The organism is Acetatifactor muris, assembly GCF_024623325.1.
GTDB classification, from domain to species: domain Bacteria; phylum Bacillota; class Clostridia; order Lachnospirales; family Lachnospiraceae; genus Acetatifactor; species Acetatifactor muris.
On the sequence record NZ_JANJZD010000035.1, the window covers coordinates 22,304 to 48,012 of the forward strand.

General features: G+C 55.6%; 31 protein-coding genes and 1 pseudogene. All 32 read right to left on the reverse strand.

Going from position 1 to position 25,709, the window contains the following annotated elements; translation table 11 throughout:
* Nucleotides 1–67: 67 nt before the first annotated feature.
* Complete coding sequence (locus tag NSB25_RS23415; protein ID WP_103241834.1) at nt 68–496, reverse strand: hypothetical protein; 429 nt, start codon at nt 494–496, stop codon at nt 68–70.
* A gap of 11 nt (nt 497–507) precedes the next feature.
* Complete coding sequence (locus NSB25_RS23420) at nt 508–840, reverse strand: DUF3852 domain-containing protein (RefSeq protein WP_103241835.1); 333 nt, start codon at nt 838–840, stop codon at nt 508–510.
* Between the two features lie 104 nt (nt 841–944).
* Complete coding sequence (locus NSB25_RS23425; RefSeq protein ID WP_103241836.1) at nt 945–2,678, reverse strand: DUF8193 domain-containing protein; 1,734 nt, start codon at nt 2,676–2,678, stop codon at nt 945–947.
* Nucleotides 2,679–2,771: 93 nt separating this feature from the next.
* On the reverse strand, nt 2,772–3,341 hold the full coding sequence (locus NSB25_RS23430; protein ID WP_103241837.1) for a DUF6550 family protein: 570 nt from the start codon (nt 3,339–3,341) through the stop codon (nt 2,772–2,774).
* Nucleotides 3,342–3,443: 102 nt separating this feature from the next.
* A complete protein-coding gene (locus NSB25_RS23435) occupies nt 3,444–4,004 on the reverse strand; it encodes a hypothetical protein (protein WP_172455255.1) in 561 nt (186 codons plus the stop codon).
* Between the two features lie 10 nt (nt 4,005–4,014).
* Nucleotides 4,015–4,398, reverse strand: coding sequence for a DUF4320 family protein (locus NSB25_RS23440; RefSeq protein WP_103241867.1), 384 nt, complete (start codon nt 4,396–4,398; stop codon nt 4,015–4,017).
* A 20-nt stretch (nt 4,399–4,418) separates the two neighbouring features.
* A complete protein-coding gene (locus NSB25_RS23445) occupies nt 4,419–5,192 on the reverse strand; it encodes a DUF3848 domain-containing protein (protein WP_242982584.1) in 774 nt (257 codons plus the stop codon).
* Between the two features lie 15 nt (nt 5,193–5,207).
* Nucleotides 5,208–6,080, reverse strand: coding sequence for a secretion protein F (locus NSB25_RS23450; RefSeq protein ID WP_103241838.1), 873 nt, complete (start codon nt 6,078–6,080; stop codon nt 5,208–5,210).
* A gap of 5 nt (nt 6,081–6,085) precedes the next feature.
* Nucleotides 6,086–7,015 carry a type II secretion system F family protein gene (locus NSB25_RS23455; RefSeq protein WP_103241839.1) on the reverse strand — a complete coding sequence of 310 codons (930 nt, stop codon included), beginning with the start codon at nt 7,013–7,015 and terminating at the stop codon, nt 6,086–6,088.
* Nucleotides 7,012–8,919, reverse strand: a complete 1,908-nt coding sequence (locus NSB25_RS23460) for an ATPase, T2SS/T4P/T4SS family (protein WP_242982585.1) — start codon at nt 8,917–8,919, stop codon at nt 7,012–7,014. The genes NSB25_RS23455 and NSB25_RS23460 overlap by 4 nt, the downstream gene beginning before the upstream one ends.
* Nucleotides 8,913–9,725: an AAA family ATPase gene (locus NSB25_RS23465; protein ID WP_103241840.1), complete on the reverse strand. Its 813-nt coding sequence runs from the start codon at nt 9,723–9,725 to the stop codon at nt 8,913–8,915. The genes NSB25_RS23460 and NSB25_RS23465 overlap by 7 nt, the downstream gene beginning before the upstream one ends.
* Before the next feature lie 3 nt (nt 9,726–9,728).
* On the reverse strand, nt 9,729–10,598 hold the full coding sequence (gene cpaB / locus NSB25_RS23470; protein ID WP_103241841.1) for a Flp pilus assembly protein CpaB: 870 nt from the start codon (nt 10,596–10,598) through the stop codon (nt 9,729–9,731).
* Nucleotides 10,599–10,828: 230 nt separating this feature from the next.
* Complete coding sequence (locus NSB25_RS23475) at nt 10,829–11,311, reverse strand: prepilin peptidase (protein ID WP_103241842.1); 483 nt, start codon at nt 11,309–11,311, stop codon at nt 10,829–10,831.
* Nucleotides 11,301–11,540 carry a DUF6133 family protein gene (locus NSB25_RS23480; RefSeq protein ID WP_103241843.1) on the reverse strand — a complete coding sequence of 80 codons (240 nt, stop codon included), beginning with the start codon at nt 11,538–11,540 and terminating at the stop codon, nt 11,301–11,303. Before NSB25_RS23480 ends, NSB25_RS23475 begins: the two co-directional genes overlap by 11 nt.
* 55 nt (nt 11,541–11,595) lie before the next feature.
* A complete protein-coding gene (locus NSB25_RS23485; RefSeq protein WP_103241844.1) occupies nt 11,596–11,940 on the reverse strand; it encodes a SpoVG family protein in 345 nt (114 codons plus the stop codon).
* 87 nt (nt 11,941–12,027) lie between these two features.
* Complete coding sequence (locus NSB25_RS23490) at nt 12,028–12,591, reverse strand: YodL domain-containing protein (RefSeq protein WP_103241871.1); 564 nt, start codon at nt 12,589–12,591, stop codon at nt 12,028–12,030.
* 40 nt (nt 12,592–12,631) lie between these two features.
* Nucleotides 12,632–13,192: a hypothetical protein gene (locus NSB25_RS23495; protein WP_103241845.1), complete on the reverse strand. Its 561-nt coding sequence runs from the start codon at nt 13,190–13,192 to the stop codon at nt 12,632–12,634.
* A 4-nt stretch (nt 13,193–13,196) separates the two neighbouring features.
* Nucleotides 13,197–13,475: an AbrB/MazE/SpoVT family DNA-binding domain-containing protein gene (locus tag NSB25_RS23500; protein ID WP_103241846.1), complete on the reverse strand. Its 279-nt coding sequence runs from the start codon at nt 13,473–13,475 to the stop codon at nt 13,197–13,199.
* Nucleotides 13,456–14,436 carry a DNA adenine methylase gene (locus NSB25_RS23505; RefSeq protein ID WP_172455256.1) on the reverse strand — a complete coding sequence of 327 codons (981 nt, stop codon included), beginning with the start codon at nt 14,434–14,436 and terminating at the stop codon, nt 13,456–13,458. The genes NSB25_RS23500 and NSB25_RS23505 overlap by 20 nt, the downstream gene beginning before the upstream one ends.
* A 53-nt stretch (nt 14,437–14,489) precedes the next feature.
* Nucleotides 14,490–15,722, reverse strand: a complete 1,233-nt coding sequence (locus NSB25_RS23510) for a DUF6329 domain-containing protein (protein WP_103241848.1) — start codon at nt 15,720–15,722, stop codon at nt 14,490–14,492.
* Nucleotides 15,719–17,362 (reverse strand): DUF6329 domain-containing protein, encoded by a 1,644-nt coding sequence (locus tag NSB25_RS23515; protein WP_242982586.1) that lies wholly within the window; start codon nt 17,360–17,362, stop codon nt 15,719–15,721. Before NSB25_RS23515 ends, NSB25_RS23510 begins: the two co-directional genes overlap by 4 nt.
* A complete protein-coding gene (locus NSB25_RS23520; RefSeq protein ID WP_103241849.1) occupies nt 17,356–18,042 on the reverse strand; it encodes a hypothetical protein in 687 nt (228 codons plus the stop codon). Before NSB25_RS23520 ends, NSB25_RS23515 begins: the two co-directional genes overlap by 7 nt.
* A 119-nt stretch (nt 18,043–18,161) precedes the next feature.
* On the reverse strand, nt 18,162–18,626 hold the full coding sequence (locus NSB25_RS23525; protein ID WP_103241850.1) for a hypothetical protein: 465 nt from the start codon (nt 18,624–18,626) through the stop codon (nt 18,162–18,164).
* Nucleotides 18,627–18,645: 19 nt separating this feature from the next.
* Nucleotides 18,646–19,800 (reverse strand): hypothetical protein, encoded by a 1,155-nt coding sequence (locus NSB25_RS23530; protein WP_103241851.1) that lies wholly within the window; start codon nt 19,798–19,800, stop codon nt 18,646–18,648.
* A 46-nt stretch (nt 19,801–19,846) separates the two neighbouring features.
* Nucleotides 19,847–20,317: a hypothetical protein gene (locus NSB25_RS23535; protein WP_146040168.1), complete on the reverse strand. Its 471-nt coding sequence runs from the start codon at nt 20,315–20,317 to the stop codon at nt 19,847–19,849.
* Nucleotides 20,318–20,420: 103 nt separating this feature from the next.
* The gene (locus NSB25_RS23540; RefSeq protein ID WP_103241853.1) at nt 20,421–20,639 is read right to left on the reverse strand and encodes a hypothetical protein; all 219 of its coding nucleotides are present in this window, start codon (nt 20,637–20,639) and stop codon (nt 20,421–20,423) included.
* A gap of 277 nt (nt 20,640–20,916) precedes the next feature.
* Nucleotides 20,917–21,414, reverse strand: a pseudogene (locus NSB25_RS23545) (ABC transporter ATP-binding protein); the annotation flags it as partial.
* Nucleotides 21,415–21,518: 104 nt separating this feature from the next.
* Nucleotides 21,519–22,436 (reverse strand): SDR family NAD(P)-dependent oxidoreductase, encoded by a 918-nt coding sequence (locus NSB25_RS23550; protein WP_103241855.1) that lies wholly within the window; start codon nt 22,434–22,436, stop codon nt 21,519–21,521.
* Between the two features lie 29 nt (nt 22,437–22,465).
* Nucleotides 22,466–23,230 (reverse strand): sulfite exporter TauE/SafE family protein, encoded by a 765-nt coding sequence (locus NSB25_RS23555; RefSeq protein WP_103241856.1) that lies wholly within the window; start codon nt 23,228–23,230, stop codon nt 22,466–22,468.
* A gap of 27 nt (nt 23,231–23,257) precedes the next feature.
* Nucleotides 23,258–23,632, reverse strand: coding sequence for a hypothetical protein (locus NSB25_RS23560; RefSeq protein WP_103241857.1), 375 nt, complete (start codon nt 23,630–23,632; stop codon nt 23,258–23,260).
* A 10-nt stretch (nt 23,633–23,642) separates the two neighbouring features.
* Complete coding sequence (locus tag NSB25_RS23565) at nt 23,643–24,380, reverse strand: flavodoxin (RefSeq protein WP_103241858.1); 738 nt, start codon at nt 24,378–24,380, stop codon at nt 23,643–23,645.
* 57 nt (nt 24,381–24,437) lie between these two features.
* A complete protein-coding gene (locus tag NSB25_RS23570; RefSeq protein ID WP_103241859.1) occupies nt 24,438–25,559 on the reverse strand; it encodes a metallophosphoesterase in 1,122 nt (373 codons plus the stop codon).
* Nucleotides 25,560–25,709 lie beyond the last annotated feature (150 nt).

Genomic DNA, 25,709 nt, shown 5'->3' on the forward strand with positions numbered 1-25,709 from the left:
TTCCGCTATTCACTTCCTTCCCTGAATATAGATATTTTCTGCCCCGTTTTTCCTCCCTGCCCTTATCTCAGCACATCTTCTGCCCCATCTGCTGCCCCAGCGCCGGCTCCCGGAACACATCCAGGTAATCCCTGACCGCCCCGGAGAGCTGCCTGTAATCCGCCTCTGTCGGTTTGTATGCATACCACTTTACGTCCCTGCCATCTTTCCAGATATGCGGGCAGACTCCATCGCGGAAATTTGGATTGTTTACCTTCCTGCTCCCCCACAGGTCGGAAAAATGCAGCACCATGCTGTCAACCGGCCCCTCGCGGCGGTTGATTAGGACCACCTTCAGGGCGTCATAGTTATCTGAGGAAAAAGTGTTTGTAAAATGGATCTTCACGCGGACATCCTCCGAAAGCCTGCCATAACAGGCGTTCCCTACAATGCGGACATCGGAGAGCCCCGTTCCCTTCCCAAACAGTTTCTGCAGCTCCTGTTCAAAAAAAGTCATGACAATACCTCCTATATTCCAAGGACGCGCCAGATATAGGCTGGTGCCGTCAGCGTGAACACCAGGCAGGCAAACAGGATCGCAGGGGCTGCCCATTCAAACTGCCCATGTTTCCGGTAATCAAAGTAAGCTGTCCCCAGCTTGGCAAAGAAAAACACGGCCAGGATCAGGTCGATGGCGGGGAACACCACCTTGTTGACCACGGTCTTGATCTGTGCGGAGGCAGTGGTCCATGTCCCCTCGATTGCCCCTGCCACGTCCCCTTTTGCATACACAGGGACGCTGTACATGCCAATGACCAGCAGCGCCATACACAGTAAAAGAGCCATTTTCTTCATTTTCATAGTTATCTCCCTTCTTTTTGCGGAAAGGAAAAGCCGCAGACGGCGGTGTGCCGGCCTGCAGCCTCTTTCCTTTCCCTGATGATATTTTCTTTCCGCCCTGCCGGTCAGTCCGGGTTCTGCGGGGCGATATGCCAGTCGCTCCAGAGGTTCCCGCTTATGGTCACGGAGTCCGTAAGATCCATGGAGAGCATCCCCGCGGGCGTCCAGCAGTCTATGAGCCATGTGTAGGCCGTATAGCCCCCGTCCGGGTACCAGATGGGCGTGAAGTGGGTCCTGCGGCTGTAGGTGCTGTAAGGGTTTTCCTTAAATTCATGGGCCATGTCATAGCCGCCGCCCATGCGCTCCAAAAGCCGCCAATACCTCTGGTAGCCGAACTCCGGGAAATAGGTGACGGCATTCTGCGCCGCCGTGACCGCGGATGCCTGGCTTGTGCCCACATGGGTTTCCACCCTCTCCTGGATGCCGTACCCGGATTTCAGCGTCCTCCCGCTGGCCGTGGGTGATTTCGCATCCGGCGTGACGGCCATGGACGCGGAAAGGCTGGCGGAATATGTGTCAAAACGAAACTCCCACCAGCCGTGGTCGCACCAATACCCCTCGTCCTCCCCGTCCTCATTATAGTCGCTGTGCCATACCCAGTGGGCTTTCCACCAGGGACGCCATATCCCCCAGCTGGCTGACGTCACCTGCCCCTTTGCTGGTACAGGCACACTGGAAAAGCCGTCATTCCTGTCGTCCGCATTGGGGTCCGGGGGCGGGTTCGCGTCCAGATCTACGATATTCGCCCGGATGGTGCCCTTGCTTGCCGAGCCGCCTCCGTGGACGTCCACCGTGATCGCCATGGCCTGCGGCTCCCTGGGCGTCCTCCAGCGCACCCACGCCAGCTGGCTCTCCCCATCCGGGTAATAGACGCCGCCCACCGTATAGCTGTTTCCTGCGATATGGAACGTGACAGAGACCGGATGGTCCGGGTCGCTCTGGCCGCCGCTTATCCATACCGCCGTGATGACCTCCGTGTCCGTGCGGTATTCATAGTCGCAGTCCGTCACTGTCGGGATCTGCGGCGGCATGTCACTGAAACGCACAATGCCAAGCCCAAGGCTGGACCTGATGTCCGCATTGGAGGCCGCCGTGTTCCGGCTCCCGCCCCATGCCGGGAAGCCTAAGTCCGGCGTTTCCAGGAACAGGGCCAGGGGGAGGTTCTTATGGGACAGGGACACCATCTTCCGCCGCAGCCCCCCGCTTAACAGTTCATCGTAAAGGGCCGCCTCCGTGGCCGTGGTGGCGATAAATGCGCCCTGGAACGTATAATAGGCAACCGGCTCAACGAGCAGCCGGTATTCCCCGTTTGTCAGCACGTCAAAGTCCATCCCTGTCAGGTTTGCGATGCTGCGCACCACCTGCTCGTCCGTGAAATAGCTCTTGATGGCGGCGATATTGCCGCCCCCGCTGGAACTGACGATCCGGGGCAGCGCCTGGGAGGGTTTCGTATACGCATAGCCTCCCTGCATTGGGGAAAGCCCTGCACCGCCGCTGTACTGCAGCTTGCTCACCTTCCCGAAATGGCAGACGTTTCCGGGGATGGTTTTGTTCGTCAGGTCTATGGGCGTGGTGACCACCGAATGGTCGTCTGCCCTTACCACGCTCACCCTCACCCCGTCATAGCCCGGCGTCCACTTGTTCTGGCTGGTCCCCTGCCCCATGCCGCCTCCCCCGCCGTCCATGTTCCCCTCCCCCACTGCATAAACGGGGATGCCTGACAGCAGGGAACAGAGCAGGGAAACCACCAGCATGAGGATAAATCCTTTCCTTGTTTTCCTGCCTTGTCTCAGTTTCATGCTTTTCAATCAATTCCTCCTTCCCACAAAAAAACACCGCACATTAACCTGTACGGTGCTTTCCTGTCATGATCCTTTTTCACCCTGTCCGGCTTAATCCATACTTCCGATCTTGTTCCCGTTCTCATACATGTCACCTGCAAAGGTTTCAATATTTTCTCCCCCGTTGGGCACATAGTCAAAGCCGGGCAGCCCTCCGCCGCCACCTGTTCCCCCGTCATCCGCAGGCGGCACATAGGTGTCATGGTCCACCGGCTCCGGCGTTGTCTCCACCGGGGTCCCGTCCGGCTTTTCCTCCGGGTTTGTCAGGGTTTCCCCATCCGGCTGCTGCGGCTTTTCCACCTCCGGCTGGATGCTCTGCTCCGGCTCCCCGGTCTGGGCGGGCCGGCTGTCTGTGGGCTGGACTGTCTGTGTTTCCCCTGCCCCCTGGCCCGTATCCGGCCGGATGGTCAGTTCTGTGTCTTCCCCTCCGGCGCCGCTTTCTCCCGCGGCATGGGACGGATCGATGATGACCTCCGCCACACCGCTTTCCTTTCCGGGAAGCACATCCGCCCCTGCGGGTGTTTTCGCAAACTGCAGGCTGATCGCCGCAAGCAGCCCTGCGCAGATGGCGATGCCTCCCCCGACTGCCAGGCGCCTTTTTGTCTTTTCTGTCATCTTCATGATAAAATCCCTCCTTTGGCATGGTTGTTATATTTTAGTCCTCTTTTGTCCGGTTTGTACGATACACCATACTACATATTCCACGCAAAGTCTATCGTTATTTCAGAATACTTCAATATATCCTGCCTGCACCTTCACCGTGATGTGCATGGAGGGGAGGAGCCTTCCGCCAAAGCGCACGGGCACCTCCAGCCGGATCACGGCATCCGCCTCAAACCTTGCCGCATTCTGCGGGTCGGACGGGGCAAGGGGCGCGTTCCTGACCGTGACGGAGAGGCTGTCGATGGCAAACTCCATCGCTCCCCCGCCATCCCCCGCATATTTGACGTGCCTGCCCCCGTCCTCCTGCGTTCCCAGGGTAAGGTCGAGGAAGGAATAGATATCCCCCTCATTAACTGCCGCCTCCCATGCCCCGCCGCCGTCCGGCAGGTAATTCCCGGAATAGCCTTCCCGCACCCCATGGTACACACCGTAGTAATTGTCATTGACGGTGGAGATGATGCCATCCTCCGTGGCGTCCCGGACGCCCGCGGCGATCAGGTGCAGGCGGAAATATTCCGAGATGCCGCAGAAGATGATGAGCAGCCCCAGAGTGGCGGCGATGGCAAGGGGGAAAGACGATCCGCCCTTGTCCTTTAATATCCTTACTATCTTTTTGCCCATTCTGCCCACCTCACTTCCAGTACACTTCGGATTTCCCGGTGGCCTGTGCGCGCAGGGTGACGGGGAATGACCCGAAATTCCCAAACAGCCCGATGTCCTTCTGCAGCGTCAGGGTGACCGTGACCTCCTGGTTCAGCTGGATCTGCCCGCTGTCAGACCACGCGATCTGCGGGTCGATCCCCGTCTTTTCCCGCAGGGCGGCGGCCCGCCTGTCCGTCTCCGTGCCTATGCGCCCGGAAATCTCCGCCTCACGCATCAGCTCCGTGGCAAAGGTGTCGAGCTGCTGCTTGGCGATGAACACCGGCAGCACCCGCAGCGAGAGCGCCAGCACCAGCATCAGGCTGAGTACCAGGACTGCCACGTCCACATACCCCTCCGCCCGCCGTCCCTTCATGATACGGCAGAACTTATTTCTCAGCACATGACCACCCCCTGTCCCTGGGCATCTTCCCCTGCCTGCTCCGCCATGGGATAATCCCCGATGCCGATCCCCTTGTCTTTCATGTCCCAGAGCATATGGTCGATTTCCTCATGACGGTCACAATCTTCATAGCCTTGCCAGCTGTCCCGGAGCAGTTCCAGCGGATTTTCAAACTGCAAAAGGTACCCGGCATATTCCCCGAATGCCCCTTCCACGCTCAGTTCCTTATACATGAATTCTGCGGCGGCAATCTCCGGTGCCATCCCAATGAGCTCCCCCGCAGGCTTCTGCCCAAGCTCCCGGATGTATTCCTCATAATTTGCTTTCAGCCGCTCTTTCAGCTTTCTTTCCTTTCCGCCTTCCATGACCTTGTCCGCCTCCTTCCCCATGCTTTCCCTGTCCCCCTTTATGGTTTCCCATGCCGGTCCTATCACTTCATCCAGTTCCAGGTACTGCGGGTTTGCCACCATGTATCCGCACAGCAGCATACGGACGATCAGCTGGAATTCCGCAGCCCAGTACCGCAGGTTCTGCCCTGTGTTCGCATACCAGGTGTCGAATTCACGGATCAGCGCCAGCGTCTGCCCGTCCGATATCCCAAGCGGCAGGAATGCCAGGGGATACCCTGCACCGTCATGGCAGAGCGCATCCTCCGCCACTACCCTCCCTGTCCTGTCTGAACACAGTGTAATCTGACAGCCGTTATCCTCATCCATGGGCGAGATGTCAATGACCTCATATATTTCATTATTATAGATTGTTTTCATATTCCATCCCTTTCCTTAAAACATCCCGCCGAGGCTCTGCAGCGCCACATAACAGATAATGGCAAGGTAGGTCAGCAGGAAGCATACCAGCATGATGAAAGAGAACACCCGGATCTTGGGCGGTATCTTCTGCGCCTGTGCCTTCAGCCTCTGCAGTTCCATCTGCTTGAAGTCATGGGAGAGCATCTGGAAATATACGGCGCTGTCATCGCCCCGCAGCACACCGATCAGTCCCCGCACCACATCCGAGAGCATGGGGGAGTTCAGCCTTGCCTCGAACCGGGTCAGCGCCGCCTCGTAGTTGGACGAGCGCATGTCCGCCAGCAGGACGTCAAGCTCCCCCTTCAGGGCCTCCCCCGCATTCCCCCGGAAACGCTCCAGCATGCCGACCACGTTCCGGCTGGCCTTCAGCTCCTGCTCGATGGTGGCCACCATCCTGGGCAGCTCCCCCTCGATCTGCTCCCGCTTTGCCTTCAGCCGCTCATCCGCTTTCCCGGTCTCCTTAAAATACAAAAGGAGGGCAAGGACCACCACAAAGGGCGATAAGAGCGGCATCAGGAAAAGGCAGGGGATGATGCTCAAGAGTACCGCCCCCGCTTTCACAAGGGCGTATGCCTGGTAGACCTCCGGCTCCATGCCCATGCCGCCAGCCTTCAGCACGTTTGCCATCCGGCTTCTCTTGTATTCATCCATCCGGATGTATTTTGACAGTTTCACCGCCGCTGACATCAGGCAGGTTTCCACGGCCTTTGCCGCCTTCTTCTCCTGTTTTGCCGTCCCAAGCATGGCCCTGGATGCGCCGGTGGTGGGCAGGCGTAGGAATGCGGCTGCCAGGTAGAACAGCCCAAGGGCCAAAAACAGCCCGAATAAGAATAAAAGTCCCGTCATGGCGCTCACCTCCTGTATTCTATGGGACGGGTCAGCTTCACCACGAAGCCTGCGGATAGGAAGATCGCCGCGGCTGTGGCGGACAGGATCACCTGCCCCAGCGGCGTGTGCATCAGCACATGGTACCAGTCCTTGTTCAACAGGTACATCAATGGGATGTTGCCCACCACGAAGATGACCATGATCAGGAATTCCTTGCGGGGTTCCGCGATCAGGTACTCCAGCTCCGCGTTCACGTTGCGCATGTCCGAGAGTTTCGCCACGATGGGCGTCAGGGTGGTCTTCAGGCTCCGGTCATTCTGGCAGTCGCTGACGGCGTCGCACCACTCCCGGAACACCTCGTTGTCGATTTTCCCCCGCATGGCTTTTAATGCCGTTTCCACATCCGGGCTGACCATCTTGATCTGCATCAGGAAGTCCTTAAACACCTTTGAGACCGGCGGGTTTAAATAGCTGATGTTTTCCTCCACGGCGGTCACGATGTCCTCCGTCCGCAGGTAGGCGGTGGTGATTACCGACAGCGCCGTTTCCAGCTCCGCCGATACATCACGCTTGTAATGGCTGGCCGTCAGCTTCACATACCAGAACGGCAGGAACAGAAAGCCCACCGCCAGGACCGGGGCAAGGAAAAAGTTCCCCAAGAGGATGGCGGCGGAGCCTCCCGCGCAGAACAGCGCCAGGGCTGCCGCACATACCAGGGAGAACCGCCGCCCCCTCCCCGTCATTTCCAGCACGCCCTGCGCCTCCAGTATCTCCCGGCGCAGCGGGCCGGGCTTCTTCCGCCCGGAGGTTTCCCGGATATCCTCCCGGATGCTGCCTTTCGGTCTTATCAGAAAGGCAAACAGGCCGTCCGTGAACTCCGTGGGCTTTAATCCCAGGATCAGGAACACGCCGGTAATCAGCCCGGCGCAGGCTAACAGTTCAATTGCCGTCATAGGGCACTCCCCTCCTTCCTTTCTCTGTTTTTATCAGGCGCCGCAAGGAGCCGCAGGAGCATCTCCTGGGGCATCCCGTTCTCCATCAGGCGCCGGGCAAGGCCCTCCGATATGGGGTTGACCTGCTTATGGCTCCCCTTGATGATGAATTTCCCATTTTCCACCCTGTTCTCTGTGATCTGGTACTGGAACAGGGGGCGGAACTTCCTTGTGCCGTCCGGCAGGATCTCGCATTCCATGATCTCCATCAGGCGCCGGTCCTTGTTCTCCAGCTGCTTGCAGAATGCCACGATGGGGTATGCCTCCGTGACAAATCCCATCAGGGTGTCGTCCCCCATGTCGACAGCCCTCTTGCAGAGGGACACCATGCGCCTGTAGGTGGCGTCGCAGCTCATGGAGTGTATGGTGGTGACCACGGCCACGCCGGTGCGGGCGGCCTCCTGCGCCGCATTCGCCTCCGGCCCGCGCATCTCCCCCACCACGATGATGTCCGGGTTAAAACGCAGCGCCATGTCAAGGAGGGCGATCTGGTCCACCCTCTGGCGCTCGTTCTCGCTGTCACGGGTCAGGGTATGGATGACGGAATTGACCACTTTTCCCTCCTTCCTGCGCACCAGGGCCAGCTCCCTGGAGCCGTTCTCTATGCTGTAGATGCGCTTGCCGTCCGGGATGGTGGTGAGCAGCCACCCAAGGAGGGTGGTCTTGCCGGAGCTGGTTGCCCCCGCCACGCACACGGAGATACCGTACCGGATGCACTGCGCCAGGAAGTCCAGCATCTGCCCCGTGGCCGTGCCGCCCTTTATGAAGTCCTGCTTTTTCATGCTCTGGGGGTTGACGATGCGGATGCTGGCCGCCACGCCCACGTCCTCATCCACGATGGGCGTCTTTAATACAGCGATACGGATGTTCTTGGAAAGATGTCCTAGGACGCTGGGACTGGCGTCATCCAGCACCATGCCGGAGACATGCAGCATGCGCCGCACCACGTTGATGGCATGCTCCGGGCTGTCAAAATGCTCCGCCAGCTTCTCCGTCACGCCGCCCGCAAACTGCACCTCCACGTCATCCCATGCATTGATGTCGATTTCCTCAATGCCCTCCCCGTAGATATATTTGGTCAGGAAACCGAATTCCGCCATCTCGGAATAGATGGCGGCGATCAGTGTTTCCGTATCCATGCCGGGCACGGATATCCGGTGGTCCTGGATGTACTTGCCAGCAAAGCGCTGGATCTGCGCCCTTGCATCTTCGCTGCCCTCTGCCGTGACCAGGCTGCTGTACTCCCTGGACAGGTATGCCTGCACCTCCTTAAGCACCGAGGAAAAATCCCGGCCCTCTGCATCCGCCTCAAAGAACAGGCCATGGGTGCGCAGCGTCCTAACGTCCCGCCTGGGTGTATCATAATCTTCTTCCGTTTCAGCGGATTCCTCCCTTTCAGGCACTTCTTTCCTTTCAGCAGATGCCTCTCCGGAAGATCCTGTTTTTGCCACAGGGATATGCCGTATTTCCCCTGCCGCAGGCTTGCAGACGTTTCCCGCCTGTTTCCCGGCATCCGTCCGGGTCTTTCCGCTTTCATCCGTATGTGCGGGAAAGGTTCCCCTGCCATCCCCCATTGCCCTGCTGTCACTGCCAGGGCATCCGGCTGCCTCCCCGCCGAGGCAGCCGTTTAGCAGGCTGTCCAGGTATGCCTCCCCGGCCGATACTGGAACGGGCATTCCCGCCCCCGTGCCCCTCTCCGGCGCGTTTCCTGGTCCAGCCTGCCCGGTTCCCTTTTGTCTTTCCCCTTTGTACCCGGACGGCGCATTTCCCGCCTCCGGTTTCCCTGCATCCGCGGCTCCCCCGTCCCGAACACTTTCCGGGAAATCCCCCTGGAATGCCGCCCTGCTCCGCTTTTCCCCTAACATCCGAACACCTCCTTTGCGATGGACTCCAGTGATTTCCGGAATGCCCTGCTGTCCTTCAGGCCCAGCTCTTTAAACAGGTTCCCCTCCAGGGTCTGTGACGCCACCTCCCCGGAATGGGGGATCTGGAACGCCACACTCCCCAGCACCTGCTCCATATGGCCGCTGGCCTCGTTAGGGTACACGTTGCTTGCCACCCTGTACTGCTTCTCCGCATCCCATCTGCTCTCCTTTAACAGGGGCAGCTGGCTGGACAGGTAGCTGATGGATTTTAAGTCACAGTTTACCATCCGCAGCACCGCATCGGACTTAAGCAGGGCGATGGCGGAGAGGATGTCGTTGGCGATGGAGCTGCCGCAGTCGATGACCACATAGGGGGCGATGTTCCTTAACGCCTCCAGCAGTTCCTCCGCCTGGGTCCGCTCATAGGGCGGATAGGTGTATTCGTTCTCCCCCTTCCGCATCCCGATGATGGCAAGGTGGCGGAACCTCTTATGGGTGATGCAGTTGTGCCGCACCAGGGACTCCGACACATGGCTTGCCGCAAGGATGCTCCCCAGGGAATGTTCTTCCTCCAGGTCCCCCGGAGGGCAGATGCAGGGGAGCATGGGCGTGTTCATGTCGCATAGGAGCAGCGCCACGTCCTTCTTCTGCTGTGCCAGGTAGGCCGCCAGCTTGACGGCCACCGTTGTCTTGCCGCAGCCGGGGCTTCCCCACACCGCCAGCACCTGGTTTCCCTTTTCCGGCTCCATGCGGCCGTCATCCCCGCCGTCCTTCCTGTTGAATATGCTGTTTTTCATGAAATTCAAGGCTTACTCCACCCCGCTTCCCGACAGCGCTTCCTCTGCTTTCCCGATTTCTTCCTCCATGGACCAGCTGTCTTTTTGCTCCCCGTTTCTTTCCTCCGTTTCCTGGGCGCCTTCTGCGGTTCCTTCCCCGCTTTCTTCTTCAGGCGCATACAGTTCCTCCAGCACGGCCTCCTGTGCCGCAATGAATCTGGCGGCATTTCCCGCATCCCCGCGGTATACCAGGGAAAGGTGCAGCCTGCCGTCCGCTTCCAGCTCCGCCAGTATCCTGGACTGCTCCGGCGTGACCAGCAGCGTCACGGTGGCAGGCAGCTCCCTTTCCGAGTCCTCATCCTCCCGCTCCCCTGTGTTGGCGTCATACCCGCTGTCCGCCGTCACGGCGATGACCTCCACATACTTAAGTTCGGGCGGGATCACGGTCACCCCCTGTTTCCTGTAATCCGGGGCTATGACGGATACGATGTCGCCGCTCTGCAGTTTCCCGGACAGCCCGTTGGCAAAGGCTTTCACCGTCACGGACATGGCCTGCTTTTCCCCGTTTAGGCTGTAAAGGTAGGCATTCTCTGCGGCAGGCTCATCCGCGATCTTGGAGGCGATGATATAATCCCCCGGCGCAAAATCGGCGGAGGCGTACCTGCCGATGGCGGTTTCAGGGTTCCTCACCACGTCCTCCGGCAGGTTATAGCCGCCTACTTCCACCACCTTTACCTGTGCCGCCGTGATCTCCTCGCCCTTTTTGATCTCCCTGACCACCCGCACGATCTGTGTCTTTTCGCTGATGCTCCTGTTAAAGAGCGGCGTGACCGCAAAGCATATGACAAGCGACAGGATGATGCAGGCCACTCCTATGACGATCCTGTTCTTAAAAATCTGCATTCTTACACCTCCCTGCCCGCTCCAGCGGGCATCATTTCAATATTTGGATGGGACAGCCAAACTGTTCCCTCCTGAAAATCAAATATTCTGTATTAAGTATCTGGCGGGCCTTCCCTGAAAGCCCGCCCTTTTTCACTACCGCACCGCGTATCTTTTCCTGCGGCTGCGTAAAAACGCCGCCAGCGCCACAACCGGCACAGCGGCACAAAATGTGATGATGATTTTCTTTTTCATATGATCCATCCTCCAATCTCCATGAAATAGGCTGTTGCTGCCCCTGCCGCCAGGAACGGCCCCGCGGGGTAGGCGGCCCTTCCCTTCCTCCCCTTCAGCCTCCTTATGCAGGAACAGATAAGCCCGTAAACGGTAAATGCTGACAGCCCCAGGACGGATGCCGCCAGGCCGGCCGGCAGTCCAAGCACGGTCCCCATGGATGCCGCCAGCTTGATGTCCCCGCCCCCGATCCCGCCTGTCCCCTTTCCTGCCAGGGCCACTAAGAGGTACGGCAGCGCCGTAAGCGCCCCGGCCAGGTTCCACGGGGAAAAATGCAGCAGGGACAGCAGTGCGATGGCCGCCTGCAGCCCGTCCGGGATCTCCCGGTCCTTTATGTCCCAGACGGAAACAATCACCAGCAGAAAGAGAAACAGCACAGCCTGCAGCAGCATCCCTGGCGGCATAGGCGTTCCCTGGCAGGCTGCCGGGTTAACCGGCATAGTTGAACATCTGCTGGATGCGGTTTACCAGCGTGGGCAGAACCGTATCCTTGAACAGGGCATACAGGCCGGCCAGCAGGAGTGCGCCGAGCACCACTGCGATCAGGATCTTGACCGCCGTGTCAACATAGCCCTCGCCGGAACGCTCCGCCAGTTTCTCCTTTGCCTCCATGGCCTTTACCGCCAAAACACCGCACACCCTGTTAAACTGATTTCTGATCTTCTTCATTGATGGTCCCTCCATTTTTTGGTTTTATGGTTTTGATATTGTGGTCCTGCTTCTGTTACATCCCTGCCATCTGCTGGCCTTCCTGGGGTGTCCCGCCTTCGGGCGCCTCCTGCGGGGCAGGCGGCGCCTGCGCCATGGTGAGCGCCTGCTGGTAGGCATCCAGCACGGCATTGTGGAACTCACTGCGGAATTCCGCGGTCACAGGGAAGCACACTTCCTTGTAGCCGTCCACCGTCTTGCGGCTGGGCATGGATACGAACAGGCCGTCCCTGCCGCCCTCCACCACCTTGATCCCCCGCACGGCAAAACAGCCGTCTATGGTCGCAGAGGCATAAGCCCTGATGCCGCCCTGCTGTCCGGGCGGGTACATGGAACTGATCTTGACATCCAGTGTAGACATAAAAATCCTCCTTCTTTTTCTGCCTTCCTAAAGGCATTGATGCTATCTATCCAGCAGACAGGCCGGCGTTGGACGCCTTTTTGCCTGTCAGAGCTGCATTGTCTGGCCCTGGGCCTGCTGCGGGGCGGCAAACTCCATCTCCTGGAAACCGGTACGGTCCACATAGTAGAAGCTGCTCCCCGTACTGTCATAAAGCTCCAGCACATCGCTCATGGAAAGGGAATGCCCCCTGTAGCCTGCAGGCAGGGCACTGCCGTCATTCCCGAACTTCATGTACAGCGCCTCCAGGTCATTGGTTTCCGCCGCGCCGTCATACACCGCGTGGTAGTTTTCCTGATCCGGCGGGCCAAACTTCCTGCAGGTTTCCTCATACCCGATGAATTTCATATACACATCCACATCGGGCTTCAGCTGCCAGACGCGGACATTTTTAAGTCCCTGCGCCGCAGTACCCTCCTGTCCCCCTGCCATGAGGCGGTCAAACATCCCGTCCATCCATCTGACTTCCCGGATATGCCGCTGCCTTTCTAAGAACCTGCTGATTTCCTCCCCTTTGAACATGGGGTCCACCACGGCGCACCCGTCCTCCACCCTGCCGGCCTTGTTTCCGTAAAACATGATGATCCCGTTTTCAATCCGGACCTGGCTCACATTTCTCCCTCCTTCCCGCATGATACAGGCACCGCCTGTGTTATTGCATGGTCATCCCTCCGCCCTGCCCCTGCCGGAATCCGGCAAGTGCCTGTTCATCGGGATATACAAGTTTTCCGTCTATGACTTCCATCACCGCGAAATCATCCCTGTCACAGACCAGCACCCGGTGCTGGTAGGGCTTCTGCATCTCCACATAATCAAGCGCCTCCTGGGGGCTGCACAGCCATACGCCCGCGCTGTAGCGGCCGTCCGGCAGGAAGCTGTACCCGGAATATTCCGGCTCATTTTTATTGATGTCCTTTGCCCCCGGAGGCCGGATCTGGGAGAGCATCAGCTTTTCCCCATCCGGCAGCAGTTCCGGCTTCAGCGTGCCAAGCACATCCTCCCGCCAGAAACGGCAGCTTTCCCCGTTTGAAAGGGAAACAAGGAACACGCCCCGCCCCATGGGGATGGGGTTTGCCCCGTTCCCCCCTGTGCAGAGGAAAAGCTGCCCCGGATGCTCCGGAGGCAGCGCCGCCTTGGATAACACCACGACCTTCCCTTTCAGGGAAAAACCATACCCGGTCTGGCCGCAGTCATTTTTTGTATATTCGCGCATGGTGCTATGCCTCCTTTTTCTGCAGCAGCCCGCTCAGTTCCGCAAGCAGCTGAAGCCTTGTGCTGTCCGGCATGGTCTTTAAGGCCGCATGCACATAGGCTTCCACCGCCTCCGGCGACTGGTCGCCGGGTTCTATCACATCCACCCTGCGGACGGTCACTTTCCCGTCCGCAAGCCCCAGCCGCACGATGCCTCCGTATTCCAGGTTCGCCGCTTCCCGCAGCGCCTTGGGGATCAGCACCCTTCCCTTGCCGTCCACCAGCTTATAGATCGCATTGCCCATAGGTCCCTCCTTCCTTTTCCCTGGCGGCATCCGTGATTTCGTATCCGTCCTCCCCGCCATCGCTGCCGCACATCCCGAACAGGCTCATCTGCATGGGCTGTGCCCTTTCCCGCTCCTTCGGGTCATAGTTGGTGATCAGCACCTCCGGGAACTCACAGCCGCCGTCATAACGCTGTGCCAGGTTGTTGATACGGGTCACCGCCGTGATGGTGTACCCTGCGTACAGGTCCCGGATAAAGCCGCAGTCATTGTAGCTGACCATCCATTTCCCCCCGCACCCGGCCAGGACATCCCGCAGCCTTGCGTGGTCCTCCCTGCGGAACACCACGGCATAATGCCCTTCCGTCTCATAATAGGGCGGGTCACAGTAGAAAAAGGCGCTGTCACGGTCATACTGCCGGATCAGCGCCTCAAAGTCCTTATTCTCCACCACCGTGTCGGCAAGCCTGCGGGATGCCTGCCAGATGGTGTCAAAGCATTTGCGCACGTCAAAGTTCTTGCAGCCATAGGATGTGCAGCCGCTCCCGTAGCTGTAGCGGATCAGCTTGAAGAATGCCGCGGCCCGCTTCACGTCCGTCACTTCCGCGTTCTCCATCAGGATTGCCCGGATTTCCTCGAAGTCAGGCTCCGGCAGGGATACCTGCGCCAGCTTGAGTTCCTCCGCAAGGAACGGGGCGTCAAACTCCTGCTTGTCCAGGAACCTGCGGATGACGGCAAACTCATCCCTTCCATTCACCGGCAGGAAGCCGAGTTCCTTCAGGAACGCCCATGTCCTCTCCTTCACGCAGGTGAACAGGTTGGCAAGGTTGGAGTTATAGTCGTTATAGACCTCCATACACCTGCAGTCGGGCGGCCTGCCAAAGAGCACCCAGCCGCCACCGCCGAACACCTCGATATAGCGGTCGAAATTTACGGGGAACATTGTATAAATCAGCTTGCGGAGGGCTTTCTTCCCGCCCACCCATGAGATAAAGCTGTCTATGCCGCACCACCTCCTTTCCTGCGGCCGCCGTGCTATTGTTCCATCGCCATGCCCTGCCCAGACTCCTGCTCCTGTTCTGTGTACTCATGCACACACTCCTGCCCGCCTCGGGTGACGGCTCCATAGGGTGTAAACACATAGCCTGCCCCTTCAAGCAGCCGCTCCCCGTACCCACGGAAATCAAAACAGGAAAAGGCAGGATCGCCTGTGTCAATGCCGGCGCTCTGCAGGACATACTCCCCGTATGCGTCCGGCGACAGGACATCCGGGCTGAAATCGTAACAGCCCAGGTTTGCGGCAATGTCCAGCGCCATATCCAGGTCAGAATACTGTTCCAGCTCCAGCACGGCCTTGTATTTCATAAGCATCAGATCCCCCGGCATCTCCTGCTGCAGTTTTTGCAGGCGCTTTGCCAGCTTGTTCAGCTTCCCGATGTCCTCGTCCCCTGCCAGCTGGTACTGAAATGCCGGGATGATGCTCTTTGCCTCTGCGATCCGGCAGGTATCAAAGGTTTTCTCACCGACAGACAGGAGTGCCCACCCTAGGGCTTTTTCGTCCGCCGGCAGTTCCAGCCATACGCCGCTGTCCGCGTCAGGGGCATCCAGCTTTTCTATCCGCAGGGAGAGCAGGCCCTTGTGGTGTTCCCCGCAGGCAGGCGGGTGTTCCCCGTCATAGAAATCCTGGCGGGCGGCAGAAACTCCCCGGTACACATACCCCCTGGAGGCAAATGCCCCGTGGTCACTGTGCCGCAGCGCTTTCCCAACCTTTGCGGGGTCAAGCAGCGCAGCCACCTCATCCGGAAGGCTCTCCACCAGGTCAAGCATGCCGCCCTCCATGCAGGCCCTCCCAAGGCTTAAGTCATTGGTCACGCCGGGATGGAATTCATAATCATCCAGGCAGGCGGAAATGTTGATTAATTCTTTTAAAGTGGGGTTCTTCCCTGTTTCCTCCAGGTGCAGCTGTACGGCCCCTTCAAAAGTCCCGGTCTGTATCTCATCCATGCGGCTTACGGCATCCGCCAGCAGGTTCAGTTCCTCCAGGGCATTTTCCCCTGAGAGGGGGCTGACATTGGACAGGGCAGTCCAGAGGAAGTCCGGCCAGTCGCCGGTGCTTTCCAGCGTATACCCGCCGCCCTCCGGCACACGGGCGCGCTGGAGGGCGTCACTGATCTCATAGGGGGTGGCAGGCAGCTCCAGCATCGCCCCCTGGTATCCCCGCAGTTTCTCATGGCAGTCTGCATAGATGTTGGCCTGTATCCGCATCATCCGTTCCCTCCCATCTTCATCCCGAAGTCCTGTGTCTGCCACTGCTTGAGTTCCTGCTCCGTCTTGATAAAGAAATCATCGCCGGAATGCCAGAAGCTGACGCAGAGCTCCCCTTCTTCTGTCTTGATCTCCCGCTGCTCGAAGCCTTCCCCCCAGCCATCGGATTCCTGTCCCAGCCATTCCTCCATCAGCCCGGACATCTCCTGGGGTGACAGGGTGCCATGGCTTTTTACCTCCAGAACGCCCCACAGTTCCCCGTTCCATATCTCCACGGTGGGGTTCATGCTGAATACTTTCCGCTTCAGCAGGCGGTTGCCGAGGTAGACGGCAAGCCCTCTTTCCCCTTCTTCCTCCAGGTGTTCCTGCCCGATCCTTTCCAGTATCTTGTCCTCATACTGGCACAGATCCCCAGGGCCAATTTCCATGGGCTGGTCCGAGATGCCGCCATAATCCTCATCATAGGGGTACAGGAGTCCGCTCAAAGGGCTGAACAGCCTGAATTCCTCCAGTTCCTCCGTAGGCTGCGCCATCGGGATGTCCTCCCGCCTCACCAGCCCATGCTCCGTCTGCACCACCCCGTCCCTTCTCATCCGGAATTCCCCATAGGCTTTATAATCAATGAACAGCTGGAGGTCTGCGTCTATATCTATATCCATCTGCTCGGCCTTCATATAGTAAACCGCATAATCCTCTGCTGTCTTTACTTCTTCCGGCAGCATGGTGTACCGATCCAGCCCTGCGGCAATCTCCATGGCCTCCGCCATATTTTCAGGTGCCTCCGCCTCCAGCGCCGCAAACAGCTTTTCCTTTGTCCCTGCATCCCCCAGGATGTTCCTTTCCGCCAGCAGCCCTGCAAATGCGTTCATCTCCATGATATCCCTGGAAAACGGCAGGCAGGATTCCAGTTCTGAAACAGGGCAGCTGATATATGCCACCTCATGCTCATCCAGCTTTCTCCAGCCCAGCTTTTCCTCTGCCAGCGCAAGCCTGTCATCTGAGGCGGGAAGGGAAACAGGGTAATTCCGGTAATGTCCTGCGGCATAATAGGGGGAATACAGCCAAGCCTGGATGACGCAGGACTTATCATATCCGGGCTGCGGCAGAAATTTGCCGTCATAGAGCGGCTCCAGGGCTTCCCCCGTCCGCACCACATACCCAAGGTTCATAAAGCACCCGGCATGGCTGCCTGCGTACTTTTCACCGGCTGCCCCATAATCCAGGTAAAGGGCAACCTTCTCTGGCATTTCCTCGTTTCCCAGCACACGCCTCCCAAGTTCCTCATGGCTGGAAACGCCTTCATAAAGCGCAAACTTATCCAGGTTGCAGGACAGGTTTACGATCTCCATTACACTGCGCGGCTTCTCGATCTCCAGCGCCGCCTGGAATATGCCCTTTTCCCTTTCCGTCATGCAGTCCGTATGCCGGTCTAAAAACTCCAGTTCCCGTATGCCCTGTCCGGGCTGCAGCGTCATCCCCTCCAGATGCGTCTTTAACCCCTCCAGCGGGCTTGTGGCCGCACCGATCTCATTTGTACCCCCTGCGCCGAACTTCATGGCCTCCTGCCTTTCCTGGCTCCCCATGGGGAATGCCAGCCACAGCCCTTCTGATGTGGCGATATTGCTCAGATATACCTTTAACATCCGCTGCTCCTTTCTTCCTCCAATGCCTCCGCCCCATACCTGCGGATCAGGAATGCCGTGATCACCGTCCGGAACGTCCCGTCACTGACCAGTTCCGGGTCGGTAAGCTCCGACAGGCTCAGCCGGTTGGTCCCCTTATACAGATCCTTTGCGGAATTGAACAGCACATAGCCGTCCAGTCCGATGCCCCTGATGCAGACGGATGCAAAGTCGATCAGCTCCGGCCGGACCGCCTGGGCTGCCATCCCCCACAGCATCCCGTCTGCCGTCAGCAGGTACAGGGCGGCACACATGGCATCCCTGTCGGGGATGTCCGCCTGTGCCTTCCACTGGATCTGGAACCGTTCCCTGTGCCCCTCATCCCAGAACGCGCTCCCTGCGCTGCCCTCCAGGCGCGACACCCGGTCTGTAAACGGGCCAAACCCTACTTCATCGGTAAAACGTCCGAGGAGGCAGGAAAAGCGCCCACAGCCGCCTCCAGGGCTGCCACAGGGCCTGCTCCCGCCTGGCGGCCCGCAGTTCCCCTGCCCTTCCGCCTTCCCGCTGCAGCCTCCCCGTGCCTGCGTCAGTTCCAGCCTGCTGACGGACATCCCGCACTTCCTCGGCTTAAATCCCGGAACCTGCTGCATCTGTGCCTCCATCCCTGCAAGCGGTATGTCACTCATAAATTTAGATGCCATGTCTTCCCATCCTTTCTATCTATTAATCCAGCCGCCGCAGGGCGTCAAAAAACGGCCAGACCTCCGCCATAACGGAAAATCTGGCCGCTCCCTGCGGCAACAGCCTGGTGCCAATTTTTTTATTTCATCCCGCCCATGCACATAGCCTCCTGCATACACTGCTGTCCTGCATCCTCTTTCAATGCCGCGCTGACAATTTCTGCGAATTTTTCCCCATCCATACAGACAGCCCTGAAACGTGTGCCAAAGTCCTCCAGCAGAGGCAGGCTGTCCGCATAGCAGAAGAACCCGCCCGCCTCACAGTCATACCGTATCCTGCCGCTGTTCGGGTCGCCCTCAAACGCTTTTTCAAAGACAGCCTGCCATTCGTATCCGCTTCCATGCGTAAACATCCCCCTCCCATCCACCACCGGTTCATTGATCTCCAGTGCATAACGGTTAAATGCATCCTGCCCAAACTCCTTATATTCCCCGTCAAGGAAGGAAAAGGCAAGGCATAAGCTGTATTCGCCGCTGTCATGGTCCACAATGTAAAAAGGGCGGTTCTCTGTGTTGAATCTGTTGATCCTCTGTCTGATATCCATTCCCATCCCCTCCATGTATCTACATCCCCATAGTGAACGTGGGGCCGCCGGCATCTTCCTGCGCAATGCTGTTTTCCCCTGCATCATTGATCCGGTGCGCTGACTGGATGCCGTCGTATTTCTCTTTATGGATGACAGAGGAATGGACATAGACGGTCTTTCCATCGCTGTATGTCCTGTAATGCCCCCGCCTGGTATGGGGCGTCATTTCATACCCGGTCCTCCGTGCGGTCCCTACTGTCCCATGCTTCTTTTTGAAATAGTCCACTTCCAGTTCATAGCCTTCCCTGCCGCTGCTCCGGGATATGTCAAATATCTTGATGCTGTTCTGGTCTACATATTTGGATACCCGGCGCCGTCCGGCATCACCGGCCCCGGCCTCCCTGGGGCTGTCTGCCTGCTGTGCCGCAATGCTTTTCATCTCCAGCAGGTAGTCTGTGAGGCATAATGCGACCGACAGGATTTCAGGATCTTCCATTCCCCCACAGCGCAGCTGTATCTTCGGGGTCAGCTTATATCTGCCCAGCCGCTGTATATAAAGGCTTTCTTCCCTGGCGATCAGGTAGGCGGATTCACTCTGCGCCTCATGCTGGACATTCAGGATATAGTGTACATCCCTGGGCATCATGGATTCCAAACGCTCCAGATCTTCCTCCGCCGCATCCCGCTCCAGGTGCTGTGCAAACAGGTCCCTGTTAACAAGCACCAGCTTGGGCACGCTAAAAAAGGAAGAATAGTATTTCCCATCCTCCCTTTTAAACTCAAATTTTTGTCTTTTCTCTCTATCCGAAAGTCCCTCCAGCATCCCCGGACTGGCTTCCACGCTCCGCCTTATCTGCGCCCCCTGAAAAAAGCTGATGCAAAGCAGTATATCAATATATCTGTTGGCATTCTGTCTTGCCTGTTTCGTGCTGCCGTAAAAGATTTCCTTATGGCATCGTTCCTGGTCTTCCTTCCTGGAATAGAGGGCTGCCGGCAGATCCTGTTTGGCCTTGTTCAGCATCCGCAGGCTCTCGCGGTACTCTCTGGGGTTGCTTTGTGCAGTGCGGTTTGACAGCTGCTGTTCCCCCGCCATATAATTGCTGACGATCTCCCTGACAATGTCATAATTTCCGACCAGGTTGTTAAAATATTTATACTGTAGCAGGTTTTGCTTATCCACAAACTTTGCCATCCGTACCTCCCTGTTGCATGCAGCCCGCGCCGGCTTTTGGATGCCTTTAAAGCTGCATTCCCATAGCCTGCGGTGATGCCTTGAGTGTTTCTGCGATATCTTCGATTTTGCGGCAGGCATTTTCAATGTCGCCCTGGCACATTTCCAAAGCCTCCCCCATGCGCCTGATGACATCCGGGATCTCCTGGATTCTCCCTATTTCCTCCATGCCCTGGGCCTCGGCCATTTCCTCCGCATACCGGCACAGCCCCATGACTGCCTTGATCCGGGTTATGCCGGAGCATTGCCGCAGCGTGTCCCTTTTCTGCCTGGCCTGCCGGACTTTGTGATCAAATTCCCCCGTCCAGTCTTTCTTTCCATCCACTCCCCAATACAGGCTCAATGCGTCAACCAGGCTCCTTACCTGCCCTATTTCTTCATCCTTCCCCTGATGCGCGATCTGCTCTGCATAAGAAGTCAGTCCTTTGATCGCCGCCCTTGCCAGTTCCCTGTCCTGGCGGATGCTTTCCTCATCCATGCCCATCCCTCCAATCCTCAAGATCATGCAGCCTTAGCCTGCTCCGCGGCTTTTTCCAACAAAAAGGCCATGCACCCTTTAAGCGAAAGTGCATGGCTATGCTTTAAGTAAAATTCACCATATTGACTGTCCGGCATATTTTCCGGTAGCCTTTCCCCCTGGGGACGGTGTCTGCGCTGCGGCGTACTTTCCGGTTCAGGTATTTCTTGTTCAGCGCAATCCCCCGTTTCAGTTCCCCTCGGTAACTGTAGGAGCCGTTTCCCCGCCTCCAGCAGTTGCGTTTCTCTCTTGCCGCACCGGGCATCCTTTCCTGCTGTGCCATACTGCTTAAGCCTCCCTTGCTCTTTTTCAGGACAACACTATACCATCTCCACCGAAAAAAGCTATCCGGAATAGTTCACAAACATCCTGCACCACTTTGTCTAATTTAGGCAATAAAAAACGGCTTCAGGGATATGCCCTTCCACCTGCTTCTGTTATCTTATATGTTGATGACGTTATACACAAATTTAGGTTCTGTTTGTGTATAGCGTTCCCTTTTTCCTCTTTTTCTGAACGCTATGCACACAATACACAATTAAAACCATACTCCATTTTACGTCCGCCAGAAGCACTTCCGGGTCATTTACCAGGGCACGGGCAATCGCCACCCGCTGCATCTGCCCGCCGGACATCTGGTTTGGTTTCTTGTGAAGCTGATCCCCCAGGCCCACTTCCTCCAGCGCCTTCCTTGCCCGCTCCCTGCGGTCATCTCTGGAAATACCGCCAATCGTCAAAGCCAGCTCCACATTGGCAAGGATTGTCTGATGGGGAATCAGGTTGTAGCTTTGGAACACAAAACCGATGGTATGGTTCCGGTAAGCGTCCCAGTCCCGGTCTTTATATTCCTTCGTGGAAATACCATTGATAACCAAATCTCCGGCATCGTAACGGTCAAGACCGCCTATCACATTCAGAAGCGTAGTTTTACCTGAACCGCTGGGGCCAAGTATGGAAACAAATTCATTATCCCGCAGATTCAAGCTGACATCATTTAGAGCCTGCTGAACCAGCTCACCCGTCCGGTACTGTTTTGATATGCCTTTTATTTGCAGCATAAGCCATCACCCTTTCTTCAACGCCTAAGTTCAAATGTTGTGCGCTGTTCCTATAGTATGCCGATTCAATCTCAAGCCAATCTCAACCGAACCTCAACTCAACCTCAACTTTTAATACCGCAAATGGTTTCCTCATTTTTCAGACCAGCCATTTCAGCACTTTCAACCCATAGCTGTACAGCAGCTTTTTTGTCATAAGAAGCCCTTGATGATTCTTTTATTTTTCCACGGTCATTGTAGATACCTGTTTTATTCTCATATGTTTTACCCACCATCATTTCAGCTAAGGCTTTTCCCGATCTTCTTGAATTGCTGTATGTACCGATACAAACCGCGTATACACTAATCAGTGCAGGAATCAAAATATTCAAAATTGGCGGCAGAGCTTTAGGCAGCCCTGTATCTGGCATAAATCCGGGATTAAACGCATTTACAGTAATATGCTTTTTACCTTGTCCCTTTAATCTTCTTGCCATTTCATAAGTACATAAAATATTGCATAATTTTGAAACGGGATACCCATCTTCGGCACAGCCAAACTTTTCAGGGTATGCAAGGCGCCCGGCATCATGGAACTGTATTTTATCCGAATCGTGAGTATCGCTCGTCACAAATACAACTCGTCCATCGTTTTCCATATTTTGCAATAACAGATTCACCAATAAGAAATGTCCCAAATGATTCACGCCAAAAGCTTCTTCAATCCCATCCTCCGTATATTTCAATCTGCCATGCTGATGCACCCCTGCGTTGCAGACTATCCCATACAAAGGAGGATAACCGCCTTTGCAATAATCCTCCTTGAACTTTCTGACAGAAGCAAAAGAAGCAAGATTAAGTTCCAATACATAAATATTAGGATTCCCTGTCTTTTCCTTTAATTTTTCTGCTGCCTTGTTTCCTTTCTGTACGTTTCTGCAAGCTATCATAATAGTATAATCGTTGCTGCTCCCTGCAATATATCCGGCACAGGAATAACCAAGTCCTGTATTGCCGCCTGTTATAATAATTGTGCGTTTCATACTCCAAAACTTCCCTCCCAAAATACTTTTTACAGCCAATTAACAAGAGCCAGCACAGCCCCTAATCCACACAGTGCAACGCCTGTAACCCTGTTCTGTTTTTTGGCATCCACTTTATTCGCAAATAGCGCCGAAGCTCTTGCCCCGACCAATGCCGCTATCACACAGACCACAAGGGCCGTTACATTTACCGTACCGCCAATGATTACATGGGAAACCGCCCCTGTCAAAGCCGTAAATGTCATAATAAAGGTACTTGTTCCGACTGCCGTTTTCAGGCTATATCCGAGAACAGAGGTCAGTGTAATCAGAAGCAGCACGCCACCTCCAGCACCGACAAATCCACAGAACAGACCGATATGGATTCCTGAAAGCAAAGACCGTATAACCCTCTTTTTCGGCTCTATTTCATCCATCCTTGATGTGGTCTTTGTTATGGGGCTTACAAGAAAACGGACACCCATAATAAAGGTCATAATATAAGAACTGCCTCCCAAGACCGCATTGGGAAGGAGCGAGGACAGCCAACTCCCCAAAATCGTAAATACAAGTACAGAGGCCATCATTATAAGACCGTTTTTAATATCAAGATTTTTATTTTTCCCATAGGTGTATGCCGTGACTGCCGAAGCCAGCACATCAGAAGCCAGTGCAATTCCTACCGCTTCATATGCCGTAAATCCGCAGAAAGTAATCAGCATGGGCGTAATAACCACCGCTGCGGATAAACCGGCAAGCCCTGTTCCAATACCTGCTCCAAGTCCTGCGATAATGCAGACGATTATCAATACCATTTTAATAAGCCTCCTATTCAATATCTGTTATTTCTGCTGTTTTGCCGAAGCCTTTTTCCAATGCACTCTTATATGTATCACAGTCAGAATCAAAAATAAGAGCGCCGTTATCCTATGCAGACCGACCGCATACAGAATCCCGCTTATCATCACCAGTAAAAAGTCAATGAGCAGCAACACATTCCATATAGTACGCATCCACCTTGTCCGGCTATATGTTCCCTTGCCAATGCCTGCCCACCATGCCAGATTTAAAATATTGTGAGCAACAACTAAGACGAACAAAGCCGCCCCCAGGAGCATATGCAGGACAATCCCCGTTCTCTCCGAAGCCATAAGCAGAAACGTAATAACCAGCATCCCTATATCTATACATAACTTGCAAACCTTTTTGATACGCATGAAGCCTCCTTTACTTTGCCAGACCAGCTTTTGTCAGGAATTCTTTTACGCCGTCCTCACTCCTTGCGGAAAGTCCATCCGCCACCACTGCATCCGGGCAGGCTGCGGCAATCTGCTCCGGGCCGGAACCCAAACCCAATGCCTGACTGGTGGCAATCGGTATGATCGTCTTTCCCGAAAAATCATATTCCTCCAAAAATGACAGAACGGGCACCGGCATACTGCTTAGCCAGTTCGGGTAAATAATAATCACCGTATCGTAATTTTCTATGCTTTCAAGATGTTCTGTCAGTTCTGGCCGGATTGATGTACCCGTCTCTCTATGGTGCCGGTCAAACGCTCCGCCATAAGTTTCCGGGTACAGGTCGTCTACTTTGATAGGAAAAATATCACCTCCGGTTACTTCCTGTGCTGCAAGTGCCAAAAGCTCCGCATGGCCGTATCCGGTTCCATCTTCTATTTTGAGGCTTGCCGAGGACACTGCATCCATTTCATCCGCCGTATACACCCGGTTATTTGTCAAAGAGAAATATGCCACAAGCACATTGCTCTCACCTGTCACAGACATGGTTCCTGCGGATATGTCGCTGACGGGAATTTTCTTTGCAAGTGGATTTGGGAAAAAGGTACAGTAAAAAATACCTCCGCCAACTATGGCCGCTGCCACTATTACCGCTATGACAGCTATCACAACTTTTTTACGTCTGCTCATTTTTTTCTTTTCCTTTTTTGCTGATGAATTTTCCATATAGGACCTCCTCGTTTATTTTTCTCATTACCATGTACCATGAATCTCAACTCAACCTCAATTTGATCCATGACTTTGCTTCAATTCAATCACCACATATTCACAATGTTTCTCTGTCCGTATCGGAAATACACCCACAGACGCCCCGGAAGAAACAATCAGCTTACAGCCGTTCTCCTGATATTCCCCATAACAGGGCATTCCCATTACACGCATAAACAGTCCGGCCGGAAAAGCCTGCCCTGCATGGGTATGCCCGGATAGCTGCAGGTCTGCCCCCGCATCCCCATTTGCAGCGTTTTCCACCGGCTGATGATCCAGCACGATGATATAGCGTTCCTGATCTGCCCCTTCCAGAATTTCCTCTGCGGACAGACGTTCCCGCTTCTCATAATATCCCACATCATCCCTGCCTGCCAAAATCAGGTCGCCCCCAATCTCCGCATATTCATCCTTTAAGATAATGATTCCATTATCTGTAATGGCCTGCTCCAGTTCCTGATCTGTGAAGCTGCGGTGTTCCCTGTCCTCCTGCCTGTCATGGTTTCCATACACATAGTAAATCCCATAACGGCTGTCCAGCTTTCCCATCATGCAAAAGACTTCTTCCATTGACTCCTTTGAAGTGCCGCCCTCCACAATATCTCCGCCAAGCACAATAAAGTCCGGCTCCAAAGCCCCGATTTCTGCCATCAGTTCCTGCAATACAGCCGGATTCTGTACCGTTCCATAATGGGTATCGCTGATAAAAACAATCCTGTAATCGGCAGATATTTTATCCGTCTCTATGATGTATTCCGTTCTGTCTATGTGTCCGACATTGTAATATCCATATCCCAGCATTAGAAACACTGCCAATACCTGCAGGATTCCGCCGTGGCACAGAAATTCCCAAAGCCTACCCCCTTTTTCATCCTGTCTGTGCCTGCCAATCTGCTTTATTATCACTTCCATTAAATTCGTCACGATAAAGACGCCTAAAAAATGGAGAATAATTACAATTCCGGGCGGCCACAGCGCAATTAACAATGCAAAGCCCGAAAAGAGGACACCCCGAAGGCAGGTGACGTACCATTTCTTTCTTCCTACTCCATAGAAAAAGAAAACCCTCCTTACCTGCCAGTCCATGTAACACAAGACAGCGAGTACGATTGCCGCAAAGAGCGCATAATGAAGCATCTGCTTTTCCTCCCTTTTCCGAAAATAACTTCTCGGAATCTTCAGCCCTTATTTCATGGTGCTTTCAGAACCTATTTTTCAAAAATCACCCACTTTTTTCTCAAAAACACTTGACAAACCAGTCAAAAAATGCGGCGCTTCGCGCCCTTG

Coding starts and splice junctions, on each gene's coding strand:
- NSB25_RS23415 (WP_103241834.1), bottom strand. CDS start 496: ATGACTTTTTTTGAACAGGAGCTGCAGAAACTGTTTGGGAAGGGAACG.
- NSB25_RS23420 (WP_103241835.1), bottom strand. CDS start 840: ATGAAAATGAAGAAAATGGCTCTTTTACTGTGTATGGCGCTGCTGGTC.
- NSB25_RS23425 (WP_103241836.1), bottom strand. CDS start 2,678: ATGAAACTGAGACAAGGCAGGAAAACAAGGAAAGGATTTATCCTCATG.
- NSB25_RS23430 (WP_103241837.1), bottom strand. CDS start 3,341: ATGAAGATGACAGAAAAGACAAAAAGGCGCCTGGCAGTCGGGGGAGGC.
- NSB25_RS23435 (WP_172455255.1), bottom strand. CDS start 4,004: ATGGGCAAAAAGATAGTAAGGATATTAAAGGACAAGGGCGGATCGTCT.
- NSB25_RS23440 (WP_103241867.1), bottom strand. CDS start 4,398: ATGAAGGGACGGCGGGCGGAGGGGTATGTGGACGTGGCAGTCCTGGTA.
- NSB25_RS23445 (WP_242982584.1), bottom strand. CDS start 5,192: ATGAAAACAATCTATAATAATGAAATATATGAGGTCATTGACATCTCG.
- NSB25_RS23450 (WP_103241838.1), bottom strand. CDS start 6,080: ATGACGGGACTTTTATTCTTATTCGGGCTGTTTTTGGCCCTTGGGCTG.
- NSB25_RS23455 (WP_103241839.1), bottom strand. CDS start 7,015: ATGACGGCAATTGAACTGTTAGCCTGCGCCGGGCTGATTACCGGCGTG.
- NSB25_RS23460 (WP_242982585.1), bottom strand. CDS start 8,919: ATGTTAGGGGAAAAGCGGAGCAGGGCGGCATTCCAGGGGGATTTCCCG.
- cpaB (WP_103241841.1), bottom strand. CDS start 10,598: ATGCAGATTTTTAAGAACAGGATCGTCATAGGAGTGGCCTGCATCATC.
- NSB25_RS23475 (WP_103241842.1), bottom strand. CDS start 11,311: ATGCCGGTTAACCCGGCAGCCTGCCAGGGAACGCCTATGCCGCCAGGG.
- NSB25_RS23480 (WP_103241843.1), bottom strand. CDS start 11,540: ATGAAGAAGATCAGAAATCAGTTTAACAGGGTGTGCGGTGTTTTGGCG.
- NSB25_RS23485 (WP_103241844.1), bottom strand. CDS start 11,940: ATGTCTACACTGGATGTCAAGATCAGTTCCATGTACCCGCCCGGACAG.
- NSB25_RS23495 (WP_103241845.1), bottom strand. CDS start 13,192: ATGCGCGAATATACAAAAAATGACTGCGGCCAGACCGGGTATGGTTTT.
- NSB25_RS23500 (WP_103241846.1), bottom strand. CDS start 13,475: ATGGGCAATGCGATCTATAAGCTGGTGGACGGCAAGGGAAGGGTGCTG.
- NSB25_RS23510 (WP_103241848.1), bottom strand. CDS start 15,722: ATGATGCGGATACAGGCCAACATCTATGCAGACTGCCATGAGAAACTG.
- NSB25_RS23515 (WP_242982586.1), bottom strand. CDS start 17,362: ATGTTAAAGGTATATCTGAGCAATATCGCCACATCAGAAGGGCTGTGG.
- NSB25_RS23520 (WP_103241849.1), bottom strand. CDS start 18,042: ATGGCATCTAAATTTATGAGTGACATACCGCTTGCAGGGATGGAGGCA.
- NSB25_RS23525 (WP_103241850.1), bottom strand. CDS start 18,626: ATGGATATCAGACAGAGGATCAACAGATTCAACACAGAGAACCGCCCT.
- NSB25_RS23530 (WP_103241851.1), bottom strand. CDS start 19,800: ATGGCAAAGTTTGTGGATAAGCAAAACCTGCTACAGTATAAATATTTT.
- NSB25_RS23535 (WP_146040168.1), bottom strand. CDS start 20,317: ATGGATGAGGAAAGCATCCGCCAGGACAGGGAACTGGCAAGGGCGGCG.
- NSB25_RS23540 (WP_103241853.1), bottom strand. CDS start 20,639: ATGGCACAGCAGGAAAGGATGCCCGGTGCGGCAAGAGAGAAACGCAAC.
- NSB25_RS23550 (WP_103241855.1), bottom strand. CDS start 22,436: ATGAAACGCACAATTATTATAACAGGCGGCAATACAGGACTTGGTTAT.
- NSB25_RS23555 (WP_103241856.1), bottom strand. CDS start 23,230: ATGGTATTGATAATCGTCTGCATTATCGCAGGACTTGGAGCAGGTATT.
- NSB25_RS23560 (WP_103241857.1), bottom strand. CDS start 23,632: ATGCGTATCAAAAAGGTTTGCAAGTTATGTATAGATATAGGGATGCTG.
- NSB25_RS23565 (WP_103241858.1), bottom strand. CDS start 24,380: ATGGAAAATTCATCAGCAAAAAAGGAAAAGAAAAAAATGAGCAGACGT.
- NSB25_RS23570 (WP_103241859.1), bottom strand. CDS start 25,559: ATGCTTCATTATGCGCTCTTTGCGGCAATCGTACTCGCTGTCTTGTGT.